The following is a 20,180-nucleotide window of genomic DNA, read 5'->3' as shown; positions in this document are numbered from 1 at the left end:
TCGCGGGCCCCGGGCCCGGACCGCCGGTGCGTCAACTGCTGTGCTCCCGGCGTCGGCTGCTGATCGAGTCGGGGTCCCAGCCCGGTCGGGGAACGGACGCCAGCAAGAGCTGTGTGTAGGGATGTCCGGGGTCGGTGAGGAGGTCCGCGACGGGGCGGTGTTCCATCGTGCGGCCCCGGTACAGAACGAGCGCCTCGTCGCACACGTATCGCACGACGGCCAGGTCGTGGCTGACGAAGACCAGGCCGATGCCGGTGTCGCGGCGGATGTCCCACAGGAGATTGAGCACCTGTGCCTGTACGGATACGTCGAGGGCCGACACCGCCTCGTCGAGCACGAGCACATCGGGTTCGACGGCCAACGCCCTTGCGATCGCGGCCCGTTGGCGCTGACCGCCGGAGAGCTTGCGGGGGAGTGCGGCCGCCTCGCGCTCGCCGAGGCCGACCTGGGCGAGCAGCTCCCTGGTGCGGGTGGCCCGGTCCGCCCGGTCCGTCAGGCCGTGCAGGCGCAGCACCCCGTCGATGGTCGCGCCGATGCTGATGCGCGCGTCCAGCGAAAGGTACGGGTCCTGGAAGACGATCTGGACCGCCTTGGCCCGGGCGAGGCGGGCCGCCTTGCCCCGTACGGTCGCGGTCAGCGGCTCGCCCTGGACCAGGATGTGTCCCGCGTCGGGGCGTTCGAGGCCGATCAGCATCCGGGCGGTGGTCGTCTTGCCGGAGCCCGACTCTCCCACGATGCCGAGCGCGCCGCCGGCCCGTACCGAGAACGACAGGTCGTCGACCGCGACGACCTCCGCCTTTCCCGTCCGGTAGGTCTTTCGCAGTCCGCTCACTTGGAGCAGCGTGTCCGTCTCGCTGTTCAACCGTCCTCCATCTGGGGTGAATTGGGAGCGGTCGCCGTCGCGGCGAGCGCGTCGGGTACGGAGGTGAGGTCGTCGGCGCGGTGGCAGGCGACCAGGGCCGTGCCGTGCCGCTCCAGGTGCGGTGGTGACTGGTCGCAGACGCCGGGCCGGGCGAAGCGGCAGCGGGCCGCGAAGGAGCAGCCGGGGGCGGAGTCGAGCAGACCCATCGGGGCCCCGGGGATCGGATTCAGCCGGGCGGGCGGGCCGTTCGGCGCCGACAGGGGAGGGGACGAGTCGAGCAGGCCCGCGGTGTAGGGGTGGCGAGGCGCTGCGAAGAGTTCGGCGGTGGGCGCCGTCTCCACGATCCGCCCGGCGTACATCACATAGACGCGGTCGCAGGCGGCGGCCGCGAGTTCGATGTCGTGGGTGATGAGGAGCAGGCCCAGGTCGCGTTCGCGTTGCAGCCGTCCCAGGATGGCCATGATCTCGGCCTGGGTGCTGACGTCGAGAGCGGTGGTCGGCTCGTCGCACAGCAGCAGCCGGGGTTCGGTGGTGAGCGCTCCGGCGATCATGACGCGTTGGAGCATGCCGCCGGAGAGCTGGTGCGGATACTGCTTCAGGTGCCGGGCGGGGTCCGGGAGGCCGACCACGGCGAGCAGTTCGGCGGCCCGGGCGTTCGCGCGGTCCTTGGTCCAGCCGTGACTGACGCGCAGCGATTCGGTCAGGAAGTCCCCGATGCGGCGCACCGGGTTGATGCCCGCCCGGGGGTCCTGGAAGATCATCGACGCCTTGGCCGTACGGATGGTCCGCAGGCCGGTGGCGTCGGCACTCACCAGGTCCGTTCCATCGACCCGGACATGGCCCTCGACTTCGGCCCCCGCGGGGAACAGGCCGAGGGCGGCGCGGGCGGTGACCGACTTCCCGGAGCCGGATTCACCGACCAGGGCGACGACCTCACCGGCGGCCACGGTCAGATCGATGCCGTCGAGGACCGGGCGGGCCATGCCGGGCAGGGCGATGCTCAGGGCCTCGTACTCGAGCAGTGCCATCAGGAATCCCTCCCCGCGAGCCGGTCGCCGAAGTTCTCTCCGACCACGTTGAAGGCGACGACGACCAGTACGACCGCGACGGCGGGCACGATCGACGACAGCGGTCGGCCCTGCAGCACCGCGGCCTGACTCTGGTTGATCATCGCGCCCCAGTCGGGTGTCGGCGGCTGGACGCCAAGGCCCAGGAAGGACAGGGCGGCGAGGTCGAGCAGCGCGTAGCCGAAGTTGACGGTCGACTGGGCGAGCACGGTCGGGCCGATGTTCGGCAGCAGTCGGCGGACCGCGACGAAGATCCCGGAGTGCCCTTGCACGCGGTAGGCGGCGATATAGGGCCTGGCCTGCTCCTGCAGGGCGAGGCCGCGCACCAGCCGGGCGGTGTACGGCATGTACGCCAGGGACATGGCGATCACCGGTGCCGTCATCCCCTTGCCGAAGACCGCTACCGCGAGGATCGCGACGAGCAGTGCGGGGAAGGCGAACAGGACGTCGATCAGCCGCCCGATCACGGTGTCGACCCAGCCGCCCCGCCAGGCCGTGAACAGGCCGACGGCGATGCCCGTGACGGTGGAGAACAACACCACCGCGAGCGGCCCGACCAGGCTCGTACGACTCCCTTCGACAAGAGCCGAGAACGTGTCGTGCCCACCCTGGTCGGTGCCCAGCCAATGCCCGGCGCTCGGGCCCACGAGCCCCGAGCCGAGGTCGCCGTAGGTCGGATCCTGCGGCGCGAGCCACGGCGCGAACACCGAGACGAGGACGAACAGGACCAGAAACAGCAGGCACAGGTTTTGCGACCACCCGCCGCCCAAGGACCGCACCCGGGCGACCGGACCGTGCGTCACGCCTGGGATCTGTGCGCTCATCGTGCGCTCCCCGCTGCCGCCACCCGCGGATCGATCAGCGGATGTACCACGTCCACCAGGGCGTTGACCACGACGAACGCGGCCACCACGAGCAGCACGATCGCCTGCACCACCTGGAAGTCCATCTGGTTGACCGACTGCACGAGCAGCGATCCCACGCCCGACATCCCGAACGCGGTCTCCACGATCGAGGTGCTCACCAGCATTCCCGAGATCAGGAGCGCGGAGACGGTGACGATCGGTCCGAGCGCGTTGCGCAGCACATGACACCGGATCACGGTCCACCGTGGTGTGCCACGGCTCACCGAGACCTCGACGTGCTCACGGCCCAGCTCCTCCAGCATCGCCGAGCGGGTCACCCGGGTCACCAGCGCCATGAACGTCACCGACAGGGCCACCGCCGGAAGCACGACGTGATGCAGCCGGTCGAGTACGCCGGTGCCGTTGCCGATGGTCGGGAACCAGCCGAGCCGCACCCCGAACTGCGACCTCAACAGCACCGCGGCGACGAAGGCGGGGGCGGCGGCCCCCACCGTCACCAGAAGCATCAGCACGGAGTCGGTCCGCGAGCCGCGGCGCAGCGCGCCGACCATGCCCGCCGCGAGGCCCACCACCGCGATCAGCAGTGCCGACACCCCGATCAGCAGCAGCGTGGCCGGCAGGCGCGACCAGATGACCGAGCTGACGTCCTGGTGGAAGATGTAGGACCGGCCGAAGTCGCCGTGCAGCACCTGGTCCAGCCAGTGGCCGTACCGGACCAGGAACGGCTGGTCGAACCCGTACTGGCGCCGGATCTCGGCGAGTTCCTGCGGGCTCGCGCTGCGGCCGCGCACCAGGAAGCTCGCCGGGTCGCCGGGCGCCAGGTACAGCGAGGAGAACACCAGGAACGAGGTGACCAGGAGGGTCGTGGCCATCCCGGCCAGTCTGCGCAGACCCTCGAGGGCCCGTGTCGCCGTGCGCTTCATCCCTTCGCTCCGATCTCGGCCGCCCACGGGTAGTACAGGTAGGCGATCGACGGCTGGACGCCGGTGATCCGGTTGCCGAGGAAGACGCTCACGGGCTGCGTGTGCAGGGGCAGCCAGGGCAGTTCCCGCAGGGCGATCCGCTGCGCCTTCGCGTTGGCCTCCGCGTGCGCGGCCGGTTCGTAGGTGCCGATGGCCTGCTCGACGGCCTTGTCGAAGTCCTTGTTCGACCAGCCCCCGTAGTTGGTGGACGCGCCGGTCTCCAGGGAGGTGTACATGTCCAGCGGGTCGGTGATCGACGTGTACCAGAAGGTGAGGAAGAGGTCGATGCCCTTGCGGGCGGCGGGGTCGGTGAAGAGCGTCGAGTACTTCTCCGGGGGGAGCGTGTCGATCTCGGGGTCGAGCCCGATGTCCTTGGCCGCCTGGGCGACAGCCTGTGTGGTGATCGTCGACTGCGAGTCGAGCGGGCTGGTCGCGATGACGATCCGACGGCCCCGCACTCCGGCCTTCTTCGCGAGCTTCTTGGCCTTGGCCGGGTCGTACGGGTAGCGCGGCAGGTCCTCGAGGAGGGCCTTGCGGGTCGCGGCGGGTGCGCTGTTCCACACATTGTCGGTGACCAGCGAGTCGGCGACCTCGCCGACTCCGCCGGCGCCGGCCTTGACGATGCCCTCGCGGTCGATGGCCATCAGCAGGGCCCTGCGCACCCGGGTGTCGCCCAGCGGGCCCTTGAGATCGCCGACCACCTCGTCGGCGACGGTGGTGTTGCGGCCGAAGTAGAGCTTTCCCGCCCGGGACGAGCGGAGTTGGGCGTAGGAATCGGTGGGGACCATCCAGCCGCCGTCCACCTCACCGCTCTGGAAGGCGCTGACGCGGGTCGTCGCATCGCTCAGGAACACGAACTTGACCTGGCCCGCCTTGGCCTTGAGCTTGGGGTTCCAGTAGCCGTCGAACTTCTTGAGCACGAGTGACTGGCCCGGGTTCCAGGACCCGAACGTGAACGGCCCGGTGCAGTTCACGCCGCCCTTGGGGCTGCCGTAGTCCTTGCCCTCCTTGGCGAGGGTGGCGGCGGACTCGACGGTGCCGGGGCCGGCGGCCATCTCCTGGTTGAAGGTCGAGTCCGGCTTCCTCAGCCTGACGGTGACTTCCAGCTCACCGGACTGGTCGATCGACTTCACATTGCGGAACGAGTTGGCCCAGGCGCTGCCCACGGCGGGGTCGAGGTGGCGGCGCAGCGAGGCGACGACGTCGTGCGCGGTGAGCACCGTCCCGTCGTGGAAGCGCACTTGGGGGCGGATCTTGTAGACCCAGGTGGTGGGCGTCGGATTGCTGTACGAGGACGCGAGGTTCGGCGACGTCGTCAGATCCGGGTTCCAGCGCAGCAGGCTCTCGCAGACGTTGGAGAGGATCTGGTTGGGCGGGTAGTCGAAGGCGTAGGCGTAGTCGATCGAGGTGGGCTCGGCGAAGATCGACCAGGTGAAGGAGCCAAGGGCGCCCGCGGCGGCGGGAGTTCGGTCCGTGAGTTGGTACCCGGCACCCGTGCTGCCGCCTTTGTCCGAGTGCGCGGTGCCGCTGCATGCACCGGTGGTGAGCACCGCGGTCGCTGCGAGGAAGGTCCCCGCGGTGTGCCGCAATGGTCGTGTCCGTCGTCTCGATCCTGCGCTCCCTATGGGCATCGTCTGCCTCCGTCCGGGGTGGGCTCGGTGAAGTAGGGGATACGTCAGTCGGTCGCGGCGAAGACGAGCCGACCGTCGATATAGGTCCGGCGCACCCGGGCGTTGGCGATCTCCTGGGAGGGGCCCGCGAACGGGTCGCGGTCGAGTACCACGAGATCCGCGTACTTGCCCGCCTCGATCGTGCCGGTCATGTCGTCGAGGTGGTTCACCCAGGCGCTGCCCGCGGTGTACGCGGTGAGGGCCTCGGCCAGGGACAGGGCCTGCCCGGGGTAGAACGGCGCGTACGGCGCGCCGGGAGTCTCCTCCGGGGGTACGGTGCGGTTGACCGCGACATGGATGCCCCAGAGCGGGTTGGGGCTGCTCACCGACCAGTCGCTGCCCGCGACCAGGCGGGCCCCGGCGCGCCGCAGATCCCCGAACGGGTACTGCAGGGCGGCCCGTTCGGGGCCCAGGAACGGGATCGTCAGCTCGTCCATCTGCGGTTCGTGCGCTGCCCACAGCGCCTGGATGTTCGCGGCCACGTCCAGGCTCGCGAAGCGTCCGATGTCGTCGGGGTGGACGACCTGGAGGTGGGCCATGTGGTGCCGGTGGTCATTGACGCCATTGGCGGTGCGGGCCGCGGCGAGCGCGTCGAGGGCCTCGCGGACGGCGCGGTCGCCGAGCGCGTGGAAGTGCACCTGGAAGCCGGAGCGGTCGAGTGCGCACACCGCCTCGGTGAGCAGGGCGGGTTCGACGAAACTGAGCCCGGAGTTGGCGGTGGGGCAGCCGCAGCCGTCGAGGTAGGGCTCCAGCATTCCCGCGGTGAAGTTCTCCGCCACGCCGTCCTGCATGATCTTCACGCTGGTGGCGTTGAAGCGGCCCACCTGTCCGGTGCGGCGGCGCTCCTCCAGCTCGGGAAGTTGTTCCAGGCCGCGTTCGCGGTCCCACCACAGGGCGCCGACGACACGGGCGAGCAGCGAGCCTTCGCGGGCCGCGCGCAGATAGACATCGAAGTTGTCGGGGTTGCCGGGGAAAGCGCCGATCATGGCGTCCTGCCAGCCGGTCACTCCCAGTGAGAAGAGGTACTCCTGCGCGGCGAGCAGACCGGCGTACGCCTCGTCCGGTGTCGCGACCGGCATATGGCGGGCCACCAGTTCCACGGCGCCCTCGTGCAGGGTGCCCGCTGGGGTGCCGTCCGGCTCCCGTTCGATCCGGCCGTCCGCCGGGTCGGGGGTGTGACGGTCGACCCCGGCGAGGTCGAGTGCGCGGGTGTTGGCCCAGGCGCCGTGGCCGTCGCGGTTGGTGAGCAGGACGGGCCGGTCCGGCACCACCGCGTCGAGCATGCCGCGCGTCGGCGTACCCCCGGGAAAGCTGTCCATGGACCAGCCGCCGCCGCGGATCCAGGCCGCGTCCGGATGATCCTTGGCGTACTGGGCCACCACCGCGAGACAGCCCTCGGCGGTGCTTCGCTCACCCAGGTCGCAGCCGAGCATCAAGGCTCCGCCCACCACGGGATGGACATGGGCGTCCTGGAACCCGGGGACGAGCAGCCCGCCCTCCAGGTCGACGACCTCCGTGGCGGCGCCGGCGAGCGACCACACCGTGCTCGCGTCGGCGACGGCAAGGATCCGGCCTCCCCCTACGGCGACGGCGGCGTCCACCGGGATGGGCCTTGCTCCGGTTCCGGTGAAGACCCGGCCACCCACGAAAACGGTGTCGGCCTGTTGGCTGCGGTGTGCCATCGAAGCAACCTCCGGCTCGGCGGGCTGACCCGCTGGCTTGTTTGTTGTGGAGGAGTGAACGGCAGCGCAACGCCGTTGTCAACGGTATTGCGCTGATCGTTTCCTGGATCGATACACTGGCCGCACCATGCCGAAGTCACCCGCCAACACGGCCCGGAGCAAGCGCGCAGGCAGTCAGCTGACGCCCGACGCGATCATCGACGCGAGCCTGCGCATCGCGGCCCGCGGCAGCGAGGACGCCTTCACCGTCCGGCGCCTGGGCGAGGAGCTCGGCGCGGACCCGACCGCGATCTACCGGCACTTCCGCGACAAGGACGAACTGCTGCTGTCCGTCGCGGACCGCACCCTCGGCGAGGTGCTCGACAGCATCCCCGAGGGCCTCGACTGGAAGGGGCGCATCCGGGCGCTCGCCGACGGCTCGCTGGCGGTCGCCCTCAAATACCCGGTGGTGGGCTCGGCCATGGCAAGCCGGACCACCCGGCGGCCCAATGAGTTCCGGGTCGTCGAACTCATCCTCGGCGCCGTCATGGAGGCCGGACTCGAGGGCGCCGAGGCGGCCCTCCACTACCGCATGGTCGCGGACTCACTCCTCGCCTATGTCGGTCAGCAGGCCGCCTATTTCCTGTTCGACGCGGAGGCCCGCGCGGCCGACGAGTCCGCCTGGACCCGCGAGTACCGGCTGGTGGACCCGCGGGCACTCCCGAACATCACCCGCCTGAGCGCCGAACTCGCCGAGGTGACGGACGAGCAGATCTTCGAGGCCACGGTCGGGGCGCTGATCTCGGCGATCGAGAAGCGGGCCGAGACCCTGCGGGGGGCCTAGCGCCTGTCCCTGGCGGCCGGTGGCGGGCATGGCCCACTGCCGATGCTCGCCCCGCGTACCAGTTCCCCGGTGGCGGGGGCGCCGTGCCGGTCAGCGAGCGTTGCTCACCGGCCGCAGGCCGCGGGCCAGGTCGAGCAGATCGTCGGCCACCCGCCGGGGGTGCTGGGCGTGCAGATCGTGCTCGGAATCGAGATACTCGCGCATCGTCGCATGGCGCAGATCGGCCGTGGTCTCCCTGATGCGGGAGCGGATGCGGTCCGCCCACTTCGCGTCCGCGCCCTTGGGGATGGCGGGCATGAGCAGGGTGGGCACGTCGATGGCCGCGTACCACGGCCTCGGCGGCTCGTTCCAGATGCTGTGCAGGATCGACATGTGCTGCTCGGTGGACATGCGCCGGGACAGCGACCCGTCCGGGTTCTCCCGCATCGTGGCCACCGCGGCCTCGATCGCCGCGGGGGACCAGTCCGGGTGGATGGCGCGGAAGTAGTCGCTCACGCTCTGCACGGTGGCGCCCTCCAAGGACGCCGGCCGCAGCGCCCCGACGAACGCGTCCCAGGAGGAGAACGCCTTGGCCGGCTCCAGCCAGCCGCCGTCCACCAGGGCCAGCGCGGCGACCAGTTCGGGGTGCTCGGCGGTCAGCCGCACCGAGATATTGCCGCCCCAGGAGTGACCCGCCACCACCACCCGGTCCAGCCCGAGGGCGGCGGACGCCGCCACCAGATCCGCGACCGCGGTCGGGATGTCGTATCCGGTCTCCGGTGTGTCGGAGTCCCCGTGGCCGCGCAGATCCACCGCGTACACCGCATGGCCCGCGGCGGCCAGATGGTCGGCGACCTCGTCCCACAGCCGGGCGCTCGACGCCATGCCGTGGACCAGGAGAAAGGGAAGCGACGCCGTTCCCGGCCGGTGCCGGAAATGCAATTTCACATCGTCGGTTACGGGCACGGAAAGATCCATGACGGAATTCTAGCCGGACCGCCCAATCCGATTCGACCGCTGGGGATGTGATGTATGCGCGGATTAGCGGCGCTTTAGCGGGAGGCGAGATGCTGGATGGCCGGGCGATTCATACTCTCATGCCGACCCACCTCCCTTGCCGACCGTAGACTCCGAGCTGAAGTGAGGCGCCGTGTATCCCCCGGAATCCAGGTTCGCCCATATCGACAACATCGACCTCACCGACTTGGCCTTCTGGGCACAGCCCTACGGCGACCGCGACGCCGCCTTCGCGGCGCTGCGCAGACGGCCGGAGCCCGTTCTCTTCCGCGAGCCGGTCATGCCCGGGTTCGGGCAGGGGTCCGGCTATTACGCGATGGTCCGGCACGCCGATATCGCCGAGGTGAGCCGACGTCCGCAGGACTTCGGCTCCGTGCCCACCGCGATCAGCATCATCGATCTGCCGGAGGAGTTCAACAACTTCTTCGGATCGATGATCAATATGGACAATCCCCAGCACGCCCGGATGCGCCGGCTGGTCTCTCGCGCGTTCGGCCGCGGAATGGCCGCCGAGTTCGAGGCGGCCTCTCACAAGGCGGCCCGGAAGATTGTCGACGACCTCATCGCGGAAGGGCCGGGAGACTTCGTCCGGAAGGTCGCGGCGATCATGCCGATCGCGGTGCTCAGCGGCATGATGGGGATTCCCGACGACGACTACGAGTTCATTTACGACCGGTCCAATATCATCGTCGGGACCTTCGACCCCGAATATGTTCCCCGGGCCGATCAGGCCACCGCCGCCCTGCTGAAGACCTCCCATGAACTCGCCGACTACATCGCACGGCTCGCCGCCGACCGCACCCGCAACCCCACGGGCGATCTGATCACCCGGCTGGTGCAGGCGCAGATCGACGGTGAGCGGCTCAGCCCCGAAGAGCTCTCGTCGTTCTTCATCCTGCTGGTCGTCGCCGGGATGGAGACGACCCGTAACGCCATCTCGCGTGGTCTGGTGCTGCTCAGCGAGCACCCGGAGCAGCGGAAGCTGCTGCTCTCCGACTTCGAGGCCTACGCGCCGGGCGCGGTCGAGGAGATTCTGCGGGTCGCGACCCCCATCAACTGGATGCGGCGCACCGTCCGGCGCGACTGCGAGGTGAACGGCCACCGCTTCAAGGAGGGCGACAAGCTGCTGCTCTTCTACTGGTCGGCCAACCGGGACGAGGACGTCTTCCCCGACCCCTACGAGTTCGACATCACCCGGGACCCCAATCCGCATATGACCTTCGGGTCCGTCGGCCCGCACTTCTGCCTGGGTGCCCATCTCGCCCGTATGGAGGTCACGGTGCTCTTCCGTGAGCTGTTCAACCGGCTGCCGGAGATCCGCACGGTGGGGAAGCCCCGGCGGCTGGTGGCCAGCTTCGTGGAGGCCATCAAGCATGTGGAGTGCGCCTTCTGACACACCTGCCCCGCAGCATCACCAAAAACGCCGCGCGGGAGGGGGCTGATCCCCCTCCCGCGCGGCGTTGTGCCCTGCGGGCCGGACTAGGCCGTGGCGCCGTCACCGGAGTTCACCGCGGCGTACGCCTCGGCCAGGTAGTGGCCGAGCTGGGCGGGGGTGGGGTACTCCAGAATGGCGACGAGGGGGATCTCCACGTCGGTGAGCGTCATCAGATTGCGGGTGAGCTCGAGAGCGGTCAGCGAAGTGAGCCCGTTCTCCAGGAAGTTGCTGTCGTCGTCCACCACGGTGGGCGCCAGGATGTCGGCCAGCTGCGTCCGTACGGCCTCCCGCATGATGTCCTCGCGCTCCTCGGCCGTGGCGATGGCGAGCGCCTGGTGCAGCGCCGTCCCGTCGAGTGCGGTCTCGCTCTTCTCCGTCTGCATCGCGGATCCGTCTCCTTGAGCTTCGGCGGCGTCGCCGGGGGTGTGGTTGTTGACTTTGGCGTGTGCGTTCATGGGTACTCCCGCCTGGTTGGGGCCGGTCGGCGTTCGGTCACCGACCGCGGTGCGTATGCGGCGTGCTCGAAGGGCCGGAGACGTCATCGAAGAGCCGATGTGTTCCCAGCTCGGAGGCGTGTGCGGTCATCCAGGCCCAGTCGATGTCCGCGATGACCACGGACGCCGTGTCCGCCATGACCGCCTGCCGCAGCAGGGCGGCGGCCGAGCGCTGGGGGAGTGCTGGCAATCCGTTGGTGCGCAGCTGCTTGGCGGCGCCGACGGCCGTGTCGGGGTCGTCGATCGAGCCCCAGCACACCGAGGTCGCCGGAACGCCCCTTGCCCGGCACTCCTGGGCGAGCGCGGCCAGATAGGCGTGCGCCGGCGCCTGGTTGCCCAGACCCGGGCTGGGCAGGACGCCCACGACCGAGCATCCGAGCACCAAGGCCGACAGCTCATGGTTGCTGCCGAGGGCGCAGAGGTTCATCGCGCCCGCCACCGTGGCCGCCCACTCGCGCTCGATCCGCGCCACCTCCAGCTGCCCGGCCTCGGCGGCCAGGGGCGCCGTGAGATGCAGGACGGCCGTCAGCGGGAACTCCGCGGGAATGCCCGCGACGGCCGCGGCGAGCGCTTCCGGGTTCGCCACATCGAGGGTGGCCACGGACGTCCGTACGCCTGCGCCACCGAGCTCGGCTACCAGGTCGGCGGCCGGTGGCGCGGTGTTGTCGATGAGCAGGAGGTGTTCGGCGCCGTCCTCGGCCGCCCAGCGGGCGGTGTGGGCGCCCAGGGCGGTGGCGGCGCCCGTGATGAGGACCGTTCCCCGGAGCCGTCGGGCGGGGGTGGTGAGGGCCCTGGGGACATCGCGCACCAGGCGCCGGGCGAAGCAGCTGTCGCCTCGTACGGCCACCTCCACTTCGCCGTACGCCCCGGCCAGCACTCCCGCGAGCCGCCGCCCCGCGCGGTCGTCGAACCTGTCCGGCAGCTCGACCAGCCCGCCCCACCAGCGCGGACGCTCCATCGCCAGCGCGCCGCCCAGGCCCCAGAACCCGGCCTGCTCCGGACGGGACATCGGATCGCCCACGTCGACGCTGACGCCACCGCGGGTGGCCAGCCACACCGGTGCCTCGACCCCGGCCCGCCACAGCGTCTCGAACAACTCCACAGTGGGGGCGAGCACCGGGCCCCGCCCGCCGTCGGACGCCGGCCGAGCGTCTTCCAGCGCCAGCAGGGAGAGCACCCCCGCGACTGACCGTCCGGCGAGGGACGGCGTGGTGTTCGGGGCGAACGCGACCGTCTCCGCGCCATGGTCGCGCAGCGCGGTGCTCACGGCGGCCACCGTGAGGTCGTCTCCGCCGTCGCCGGACGTCACGAGCAGCCAGGTGCCGGTCAGCCGTGGTGTCGGCGGGTCGGGGAGGGGCTTCCAGGCGATGCGGTAGCGCCACTCCCGCTGCCGCCGCCAGGTGGCCAGGGCGGGCAGGATCTCAGCGAGCACCTCCCGCCGGTCGGCGGGCACCTCGAGCGCCCGGGCCAGGGCCGCCGCGTCCGTACGCTCCACGGCATCCCAGAACTCGGCCTCCGCCCAGGTCTCCACCGTGGGCACGGCATCCGCCGGCGCCTCGTTCTCCAGCCAGAAGCGCTGTCGCTGAAAGGCGTAGGTGGGCAGTGGGACGGTGCGGGGAGCCGGATCGCCGTCGAACAGGGCGGCCCAGTCCACGGTGGCGCCCATGGTGTGCATACGCGCCAGGCCGCACATCAGCTCCCGCACCTCGGACCCCTTGCCACGGAAGGGCGACAGCACCAGCGCGGCCGGGGCGGAGGGCAGCATCGCCCCGGGCCCCAGCTCCCACACCGCACCGGCCTCGTCGAGCGAGGGCATGGGCGGCCGCTCGTACTCCACCGGGCCCGGATCGGCGTCGGCGGCCACCAGCCGGCAGGCGTGGGCGAGGTCCAGAGCACCGGTGATGTGCGCGGCGGCGATCTCGCCGACCCCACAGCCCACCACCGCGTCGGGGCGCACCCCCACCGAGGCCAGCAGCCGGGCCAGCGCGATGTAGACGGCGAACAGCCCCGCACGGGAGGACGCGTCGCGTCCCCCCTTCACCCCGAGCAGCTCACCGACCTCGTCGAAGGCCGTGGCGAAGACGGGGAACCGGTCGTACAGCTCGGCGCCCGTCCCCGGCGGATGACCGCCCTCGCCGCCGAAGGCGAACACCGTCCCGCTCGCCGAGGCCGCCGCGCCGGTACGGGCCACATCGGGCCCCACCACCGAGGGATGCGGCTCACCGGCCGCCAGCGCCGCCAGCCCCGCCCGCAGTTCGTCCGGCCCCCGGCCGACCACGACCGCCCGGTGGTCGAACACCGACCGCGTGGTCACCAGCGACCAACCAACGTCTGTGGGGGACAGCCCGGGAGTGACCGCCATATGCGTGGCCAGCGCTCGGGCCTGGTCGCGCAGCGCCGCCGCGCCGCGTGCGGACAGCACCCACGGCATCACCCCCGAGTCGCGGGCGCCACCGTCGGCGGCGCCCTCCACCGATTCGGTGAACTCTTCGAGAATCACATGGGCGTTGGTGCCGCTGGCGCTGAACGAGGACACACCGGCCCGCCGTGGCCGGTCCACCCGCGGCCAGTCCATCCGCTCGGTCAGCAGCCGCACCGCGCCCTTGCGCCAGTGCACCAGCCGGGTCGGCCGGTCGATGTGAAGCGAACGCGGCAGTACGCCCCGGCGCATCGCCATCACCATCTTGATCACACCGGCCATTCCGGCGGCGGCCTGCGTATGACCGATGTTCGACTTGATGGATCCCAGCAGCAGCGGCCGGTCGTCCGGACGGTCCTGTCCGTATGTGGCGAGCAGCGCCTGGAGCTCGATGGAGTCGCCGAACGCGGTACCCGTGCCATGCGCCTCCACCGCGTCCACGTCCCCCGTGGACAGCAGGGCGCTCGCCAGGGCGTCGCGGATCAGCTGCTGCTGGGCGGGGCCGTTGGGCGCGGCCATGCCCGTACTGGCACCGTCCTGGTTGATCGCCGAGCCGCGGATCACGGCCAGCACCGCATGGCCGTTGCGCCGTGCGTCCGACAGCCGCTCCAGCAGCAGCAGACCGGCGCCCTCCCCGTACACCATGCCGTCGGCGGCGTCCGCGAACGACCGGCACCGGACATCGGGGGACAACTGGCGCTGGCTGGAGGCCACTTGGAACACGCTCGCGGTGTACATGATGGCGGCGCCACCGGCCAGCGCCAGCGTGCACTCGCGCCGTCGCAGCGCCCCGGCCGCCAGGTGCATCGCCACCAGCGACGACGAACACGCGGTGTCCAGGCTGACCGCCGCGCCCTGCAGACCGAGGGTGAACGCCACCCGGCCCGAGGACACACTGCCCGCGTTTCCGTTGCCCACATGGCCCAGCAGACCCTCGGGGATCTCGTCCAGACGCGAGGCGTAGTCGTGGTACATCACCCCCGTGTAGACACCGGTCCGGCTGCCCCGCAGGGTGTGCGGATCGATGCCCGCGCTCTCCGTCGCCTCCCACGCCAGCTCCAGCAGCATCCGCTGCTGCGGTTCGATGGCCGCCGCCTCCTGGGCGCCGATGTCGAAGAACTCCGCGTCGAAGTCGGCCGCGTCATAGATGAAGCCGCCGGCCCGCACATACGAGGTGCCGTGGTTTTCCGGATCGGGGTGGTAGAGGTTCTCCAGGTCCCAGCCCCGGTCGGTGGGGAAGCTGGAGACGGCGTCCCGCCCGTCGGCCACCAGGTCCCACAGCTGGGCCGGGGTGCGCACCCCGCCCGGAAAGCGGCAGGCCATGCCGACGATGGCGATCGGCTCCTCGAGGTCCTCCTGGACCTCCCGCAGCCGCTGCCGGGTCTCATGGAGCTCGGCGGTGGTCCACTTGAGATAGTCGACGAGCTTTTCCTCGTTGCTCATGAGCCGCCCGCACCCACTGTGCTGCGCGGGCTCAGATCCACCAGCGAGAGCTCATCGGCGGTCAGCGGTGGCTCCGTGAGCTCCGGGAGGACCCGGTCCTTCTGCATCAGCGACAGAAAGCCGCTGGACGCCAGCTCGGACTGCGGTGCGGTGAGGCTGATGACGTCGGTCACCACATCACACACCGCCGAGGAGCGGATCGACCGGTCGGCGATCAGATCGGAGAAGCGCTGCCGCGCCACGGCCCCGCCTGTCAGCCGCGGATCCGTCGTGTTCATCCGGCAGTTGACGTACTCCACGTCCTTGGACGCGGCCATGATCCAGGGGTCGTCCACGGTGGCGCTGATCGCCTGCTGAGCCCGGTGCGTCGTTCCCCCGGCGATCCCGGACCGCTGGAGCTCGGTGTCCAGTGCGGCGGCCGCGCGAGCCGCCGAGCTCATGCCATGGCCGTAGATCGGGTTGAACGCGGCCAGCGCGTCCCCGAGCACCAGCAGCCCCTCCGGCCAGATGTCCAGCCGCTCCGGATACAGCCTCCGGTTGGCGCCGACCCGCGAGACGGCCACCGAGGTCAGTGGCTTCGCGAGCGCGATGAGATCGGCGACCAGCGGATGGCGAAGTGTCCGCGCGTAGGGCAGGAACTCGTCGTCATGGGTGGGCAGTCCGGCGCCCCGGGTGCACGACAGGGTCACCATCCAGGTGCCGTCCTCCTGCGGATACACCACCCCGAACCGGCCCGGCTCGCGCAGCCGGTGGTCGGCGGCCACGTTGACGGCGGGGAATCCGGCCGCGGCGCCCGGTGGACCCTGGTACACGCGGGTGGCGTAGGCGATGCCCGCGTCGACGATGTCCTCCTCCAGCGGCGGCACCTCCAGCGCCGACAGCCAGTGCCGGAGCCGGGAACCGCGTCCTGAGGCGTCGACCACCAGATCGGCGTCCAGGGTTTCACCCGCCCCGGTGTCCATGTCGCGCACCCGGACCCCGGTGACCCGTTTGGCGTCGCCGACCAGATCGAGGACCTCGGTGCGCCGGCGTACGGTGATCCGCCCGGTGGCGAGCACCCGGTCGCGGACCTTCCAGTCCAGGAACGGGCGAGTGCACATCAGGGCGTACTGCCGCGGTGGAAAGCGGTGCTGCCAGCCGTGGGACGTCAAGGTCACCAGGTCCTGATGGAATCCGATCCGGCGGGCGCCAGCGTCGAGCAGTTGGTCGATCATGCCCGGCAGCAGCGTGTCCACGATGCGCGCACCGCTGGACCACAGCACATGGACATGACGTCCCTGCGGCGATCCCTTGCGGTGCCGGGGGCCGTCCGGCAGCACATCGCGCTCCACGACGGTGACGCGCTCCAGATGGCGGGCCAGCACATGGGCAGCCAGCATTCCCGCCCAGCCTCCGCCCAGAACGATTCCGTGTGTGGGTTCGGTCATGGTTTCGCTTTCGTCCCTTCACCGCTTACGGCTTTACATCGGACTGGGGCTGCTCTTGGCCTGGACCATCTTGGCGAGGTTCTGGGTGACCGCCATGAAATGTGCGACACCGGTGAGTTCGGGGCCGTCGCCCACTTTGGTATCCGTGATGCCCCAGAACGCCTGGGCGTGATGGACCAGACCGTCATCACCGAGTTCGATCACGCCGATGATGCTGAAGGTGAGTTTGGTCGGCGCGTACACCGTGACCGTGGTCGGCACCGCCACCCTGCGGCCGTCCATCGAAGTGACCGGACGGCCCGGGGTCTCGTGCACCTGGCATTCGATGGACCAGGCGATGTGTTCGCGAAGCGCGTCCTTTCCGATGAGCGGGGGCGCGCCGACCGGGTCCTCGAAGACGATGTCGTCCGAGAAGAGCTCCAATACGGCCTCGACATCACCCTCGTTCATGCGCCGCGCGTATTCCAGAGCCATCCTCTTGAGGGTCGCCTCATCGGCCATGAACGCCTCCTGTGCGGTGCCGGGGTTGTGGGGGATCAGCCGGCGATACCAATGTCCGACCTCCCCCAGAACATCTGTAGTTCCTGAATGAGGCCACCGGCCCCCGCGCGCATCATCAGGACGTAGTCCCAGGTGATGCGGGAGTTCTCCGGGGCATCCGGGGTCGTCAGCCAGCCGCGCTCGGCGAAGCCGGGGCCTTTGGGCAGATAGTCCATGGTGGCCGTCACCGGCACCAGGACATGCACCCCGTCCTGCCCCGCGACCGGCTCACCGGGAATCTCGGTGATACCCGCCGCGGCGAGCTCCTCGAAATGCGCGCGAAGGGCGTCCCGTCCGGTCCTGCGCCCCGATCCGACCGGATCCTCGAATGTGACCTCGTCCGCGTAGAGTTCGAGAAGCCCGTCGATATCCGCGGCGTTCATCCGGCGGCTGTGCTCGAGAATGAGCTTCTTCCGGCTTCGCTCATCAATCACCGTGTGCCCCCATGTGCGTGCTCTCCGTCGCTTTCGCTTCGGCCCAGGTCCTGGTCGATGAACTGGAAGATCTCGTCGGCCGTGGCGTCCTGAATACGGCCGGCCGCTTGGCCTTCCTCCGCCCCGCCGCCGTGCAGGGCGCCCAGTTTCGACAGCGTGGACTGAAGACGCTTCAGCAGCGCCTCATGCGCCGTCTCGTCCTGGGCCACGGAAAGCAGCGCGCTTTCCAGCCTGTCGATTTCGCCCAGCATCGGGGGAAGCGGATCCACATCCTCGGGCGCCAATTCCGCGTGCAGATGGACGGCGAGCGCGGCCGGATTCGGGTGGTCGAAGATGAGGGTGGTGGCCAGCCGCAGCCCGGTCACGGCCGTCAGCCTGTTGCGCAGCTCGATCGCGGTGAGCGAGTCGAAGCCGAGCTCCAGGAAGCCGCGTTCGGTCTGGATCCGCCCCGGGTCGGAGTGGCCCAGCGCCGCCGCGGCATGGGTGAGGACCAGATTGAGCAGCGTACGGCGCTGCTCCTCCACCGGCAGCGCGGCCAGATGACCGGCCCAGTCGGTGTGCGGCCGGGCGGTGGCCGCGGTGCGCCGGGCCGTACCGCCACCGGTGAGCGCCCGCAGGGGAGCGGGCAGGGTGAGCGCCGGCTGGCCCGCCAGGGCGCGTACGTCCAGGTCGATGGCGATCAGATGGTGGTGGCCGTGGCGTACGGCGGCGTCCAGCAGCCCCAGCGCCCGCTCGCTGGACATCGCCCCGATGCCCGACCGGCTCATCCTGGCCCGGTCCGTCTCCCCCAAGTGCCCGGTCATCCCGCTGGCGTCCGCCCACAGGCCCCACGCCACCGAAAGCCCCGGCAGACCGAGGGTGCGACGCCGGGCGGCCAGGGCGTCGCAATAGGCGTTCGCCGCAGCGTAGTTGGACTGCCCGGAGGCGCCCAGTGTGCCCGCTGTTGAGGAGAACATCACGAACAGGGACAGCGGCAGCTCCGCGGTCGCGGCGTGCAGATGAGCCGCGGCCGTGGCCTTCGGACGCCACACCCGCGCGAGCCGCTCCGGGGTCTGAGTGGTGAGGACGGCGTCGTCCAGCATCCCGGCCGCGTGGACCACACCGGTCAGCGGATGCGCGGGATCGACCCCGGCCACCAGATCGGCCACCGCGTCCGGGTCGGTGACATCGGCCGCGGTGATGTGTACCTGAGCCCCCAACTCGGTCAGCCGATCGGTGAGTTCATCGGCACCGGCGGCCTCCGGGCCGCTCCGGCTCACCAGCAGCAGATGCCTGACGCCCCACGTACGCACCAGATGTTCGGCGACCAGAGCGCCCAGGGTGCCGGTGCCACCCGTGATCAGCACGGTGCCATCGGTGTTCAGCCCGGTGGTCTCCTCCTCGTCCTGGCCGTCGATGGCCGGGCCGGCCGCGGCCGTCGCGCGGACCATCCGGGGCACCAGCACCCGTCCGTCCCGCACCGCCACCTGGGGCTCATGCGCCTCGATCGCGCGCACCACGGCCTCCACGAGGCCCTCGCGGTCCTCGTGGCCCACAGCGAGGTCGAGCAGCACAAACCGGCCCGGGTTCTCCGACTGGGCGCTGCGGATCAGCCCCCATGCCCCGGCACCGGACGGGTCCAGTGTGTTGTCGTGGGTGTCGTCGGCGTTATCGGTGCTTTTGCCGGCACAGCCCGCTGCCACCGCACTCCGTGTGACGACCACCAGCCGCGTGTCGGCCAGCGCCGGGCGCCGCAGCCAGGACTGCACCAGCCCCAGCAGCTCCTCGGTCGCCTCCAGCCCGTCCCCGTGGCCGCTCTCGGCGGCGTACGGATGGGCCAGGACGACGGCAGGGGCGGGCTCGCCCGAATCGACGGCCGCGATCAGCGCCTCCAGGTCCGGATGGCACGCCACGGCATCACCCGTGCCCGCCTGGACCGGCTCCGCCAGCCCCAGCCGGTCCTCGCCCAGCACCACCCAACCGCCGTCGCCGACCACCGAGGCGGGGGACGGTGCGGTGGCCGGAGCGGGCAGTGGCGTCCAGTCCAGGGTGAACAGCCCGTCCACGGCACGGGTGGCCGTGCGCAGCCGGTCCGTCGCGGCCGGACGGGTCACGAGTGAGTCGACCGTCAGCACTGGTGCGCCCACCGTGTCCGCCACCGTGAGCCGCAGCGACTGCCGCTCCTCGTCCCGCGACAGCCGGACACGTACGGTGGCCGCCTCGGTGGCCCACAGGGACACACCGTTCCAGGCGAACGGCAACCACACCTGGCCGTCGTCCTCCTGCCCCTCGGGCCGGTCCATCAGCAGTGACGGATGCAGCGCCGCGTCCAGCAGCACCGGGTGGATGCCGAATCCGTCCCGGCCTCCGGCGGCATCGGGCAGTGCCACCTCGGCGAGGACATCCCCGCCCTGGCGCCACGCGGCCGTCAGCCCCTGGTACGCCGGGCCGTATCCGTACCCCGCCGCCATCACCTGCTCGTAGAAGGCGCCGACGTCCAGCGGCTCCGCGCCCGGCGGCGGCCATGCCCCGCCCAGGCCATCGACCGGTGCGGGGGCTTCGGCAGCTGGAGCGAGCACGCCCACGGCATGACACACCCACCCGGCGTCCGGGCCGGAATCGAGGGCCAGGGCGTGGCCGACGCCGTTGGGTCCGTCGGGACGGTCGGGTCGGTCGGGGCGCGAGTACATCCGCACCTCACGCCGCCCGTCCTCCGCCGCGGCACCCACCACCACCTGCACCCGCAGCCCACCGGACTCGGGCAGTGCCAGCGGAACCTGGAGCGCCAGCTCCTCCACCCCGCCGCAGCCGACCTCGTCGGCCGCCCGCAGCGCCCACTCCACCAGCATCGCGCCCGGCGCCAGCACCGCACCCGCCACCACATGCTCGGCGAGCCATGGATGGGACCGCGTGGAGATCCGGCCGGTGAGCACGTGCGTGGTGCCGTCGGCGAGTTCCACGGCGGCACCGAGCAGCGGATGCCCGGCGGCCGTCAGCCCCAGACCGGCCGGATCGCCACCCGGTCCGCCCCCTCCGTCCAGCCAGTACCGCTCACGCTGGAAGGCGTATGTGGGCAGGTCG

The 20,180-nt window shown here is 70.8% G+C and carries 15 protein-coding genes; 2 read left to right on the top strand and 13 right to left on the bottom strand.

Annotation, left to right across the window (positions count from 1 at the left end):
- Positions 1-31 precede the first annotated feature (31 nt).
- From GWI24_RS12955 to GWI24_RS12930, 6 genes are all read right to left on the bottom strand, one after another.
- Positions 32-862 (bottom strand): ABC transporter ATP-binding protein, encoded by an 831-nt coding sequence (locus GWI24_RS12955; protein WP_210946101.1) that lies wholly within the window; start codon positions 860-862, stop codon positions 32-34.
- Positions 859-1,890: an ABC transporter ATP-binding protein gene (locus GWI24_RS12950; RefSeq protein ID WP_210946100.1), complete on the bottom strand. Its 1,032-nt coding sequence runs from the start codon at positions 1,888-1,890 to the stop codon at positions 859-861. The genes GWI24_RS12955 and GWI24_RS12950 overlap by 4 nt, the downstream gene beginning before the upstream one ends.
- Positions 1,890-2,753, bottom strand: coding sequence for an ABC transporter permease (locus GWI24_RS12945; RefSeq protein WP_210946099.1), 864 nt, complete (start codon positions 2,751-2,753; stop codon positions 1,890-1,892). The genes GWI24_RS12950 and GWI24_RS12945 overlap by 1 nt, the downstream gene beginning before the upstream one ends.
- A complete protein-coding gene (locus GWI24_RS12940; RefSeq protein WP_210946098.1) occupies positions 2,750-3,718 on the bottom strand; it encodes an ABC transporter permease in 969 nt (322 codons plus the stop codon). The genes GWI24_RS12945 and GWI24_RS12940 overlap by 4 nt, the downstream gene beginning before the upstream one ends.
- Positions 3,715-5,346 carry an ABC transporter substrate-binding protein gene (locus GWI24_RS12935; protein WP_247616277.1) on the bottom strand — a complete coding sequence of 544 codons (1,632 nt, stop codon included), beginning with the start codon at positions 5,344-5,346 and terminating at the stop codon, positions 3,715-3,717. The genes GWI24_RS12940 and GWI24_RS12935 overlap by 4 nt, the downstream gene beginning before the upstream one ends.
- A gap of 86 nt (positions 5,347-5,432) precedes the next feature.
- Positions 5,433-7,109, bottom strand: a complete 1,677-nt coding sequence (locus GWI24_RS12930) for an amidohydrolase (protein ID WP_210946096.1) — start codon at positions 7,107-7,109, stop codon at positions 5,433-5,435.
- Between the two features lie 127 nt (positions 7,110-7,236).
- Between GWI24_RS12930 and GWI24_RS12925 the strand changes: the two genes are divergently transcribed.
- A complete protein-coding gene (locus GWI24_RS12925) occupies positions 7,237-7,932 on the top strand; it encodes a TetR/AcrR family transcriptional regulator (RefSeq protein ID WP_210946095.1) in 696 nt (231 codons plus the stop codon).
- Between the two features lie 90 nt (positions 7,933-8,022).
- On the opposite strand, the gene GWI24_RS12920 is transcribed toward GWI24_RS12925, so the two are convergent.
- Complete coding sequence (locus GWI24_RS12920; RefSeq protein WP_210946094.1) at positions 8,023-8,889, bottom strand: alpha/beta fold hydrolase; 867 nt, start codon at positions 8,887-8,889, stop codon at positions 8,023-8,025.
- Between the two features lie 172 nt (positions 8,890-9,061).
- On the opposite strand from GWI24_RS12920, the gene GWI24_RS12915 reads away from it, so the two are divergent.
- Positions 9,062-10,321, top strand: coding sequence for a cytochrome P450 (locus GWI24_RS12915; RefSeq protein WP_210946093.1), 1,260 nt, complete (start codon positions 9,062-9,064; stop codon positions 10,319-10,321).
- An 86-nt stretch (positions 10,322-10,407) separates the two neighbouring features.
- On the opposite strand, the gene GWI24_RS12910 is transcribed toward GWI24_RS12915, so the two are convergent.
- The 6 genes from GWI24_RS12910 to GWI24_RS12885 form a co-directional block, all read right to left on the bottom strand.
- The gene (locus tag GWI24_RS12910) at positions 10,408-10,818 is read right to left on the bottom strand and encodes an acyl carrier protein (RefSeq protein WP_210946092.1); all 411 of its coding nucleotides are present in this window, start codon (positions 10,816-10,818) and stop codon (positions 10,408-10,410) included.
- 37 nt (positions 10,819-10,855) lie between these two features.
- Positions 10,856-14,719: a type I polyketide synthase gene (locus GWI24_RS12905; RefSeq protein WP_210946091.1), complete on the bottom strand. Its 3,864-nt coding sequence runs from the start codon at positions 14,717-14,719 to the stop codon at positions 10,856-10,858.
- Positions 14,716-16,146 (bottom strand): NAD(P)/FAD-dependent oxidoreductase, encoded by a 1,431-nt coding sequence (locus GWI24_RS12900; RefSeq protein WP_210946090.1) that lies wholly within the window; start codon positions 16,144-16,146, stop codon positions 14,716-14,718. Before GWI24_RS12900 ends, GWI24_RS12905 begins: the two co-directional genes overlap by 4 nt.
- A 33-nt stretch (positions 16,147-16,179) precedes the next feature.
- Positions 16,180-16,647 carry a nuclear transport factor 2 family protein gene (locus GWI24_RS12895; RefSeq protein ID WP_210946089.1) on the bottom strand — a complete coding sequence of 156 codons (468 nt, stop codon included), beginning with the start codon at positions 16,645-16,647 and terminating at the stop codon, positions 16,180-16,182.
- Positions 16,648-16,682: 35 nt separating this feature from the next.
- Entirely contained in the window at positions 16,683-17,069 is a 387-nt protein-coding gene (locus GWI24_RS12890) for a nuclear transport factor 2 family protein (protein ID WP_214663242.1), read from the bottom strand.
- Between the two features lie 47 nt (positions 17,070-17,116).
- Positions 17,117-20,180: type I polyketide synthase (locus GWI24_RS12885; RefSeq protein ID WP_210946088.1), on the bottom strand; the 3,064-nt coding region annotated here is incomplete at its 5' end.

This window comes from Streptomyces sp. MK37H (assembly GCF_018035285.1).
Taxonomy (GTDB): Bacteria; Actinomycetota; Actinomycetes; order Streptomycetales; family Streptomycetaceae; genus Streptomyces; species Streptomyces endocoffeicus.
Note: the sequence above shows the minus strand (reverse complement) of the source record. Positions and strands in the feature narration are given on the sequence as shown.

Bases quoted from the DNA above. Each gene is read 5' to 3' on its own strand.
- GWI24_RS12940 (WP_210946098.1), bottom strand. From the start codon at position 3,718: ATGAAGCGCACGGCGACACGGGCCCTCGAGGGTCTGCGCAGACTGGCC.
- GWI24_RS12930 (WP_210946096.1), bottom strand. From the start codon at position 7,109: ATGGCACACCGCAGCCAACAGGCCGACACCGTTTTCGTGGGTGGCCGG.
- GWI24_RS12890 (WP_214663242.1), bottom strand. From the start codon at position 17,069: ATGAACGCCGCGGATATCGACGGGCTTCTCGAACTCTACGCGGACGAG.
- GWI24_RS12920 (WP_210946094.1), bottom strand. From the start codon at position 8,889: ATGGATCTTTCCGTGCCCGTAACCGACGATGTGAAATTGCATTTCCGG.
- GWI24_RS12925 (WP_210946095.1), top strand. From the start codon at position 7,237: ATGCCGAAGTCACCCGCCAACACGGCCCGGAGCAAGCGCGCAGGCAGT.
- GWI24_RS12905 (WP_210946091.1), bottom strand. From the start codon at position 14,719: ATGAGCAACGAGGAAAAGCTCGTCGACTATCTCAAGTGGACCACCGCC.
- GWI24_RS12950 (WP_210946100.1), bottom strand. From the start codon at position 1,890: ATGGCACTGCTCGAGTACGAGGCCCTGAGCATCGCCCTGCCCGGCATG.
- GWI24_RS12900 (WP_210946090.1), bottom strand. From the start codon at position 16,146: ATGACCGAACCCACACACGGAATCGTTCTGGGCGGAGGCTGGGCGGGA.
- GWI24_RS12895 (WP_210946089.1), bottom strand. From the start codon at position 16,647: ATGGCCGATGAGGCGACCCTCAAGAGGATGGCTCTGGAATACGCGCGG.
- GWI24_RS12945 (WP_210946099.1), bottom strand. From the start codon at position 2,753: ATGAGCGCACAGATCCCAGGCGTGACGCACGGTCCGGTCGCCCGGGTG.
- GWI24_RS12910 (WP_210946092.1), bottom strand. From the start codon at position 10,818: ATGAACGCACACGCCAAAGTCAACAACCACACCCCCGGCGACGCCGCC.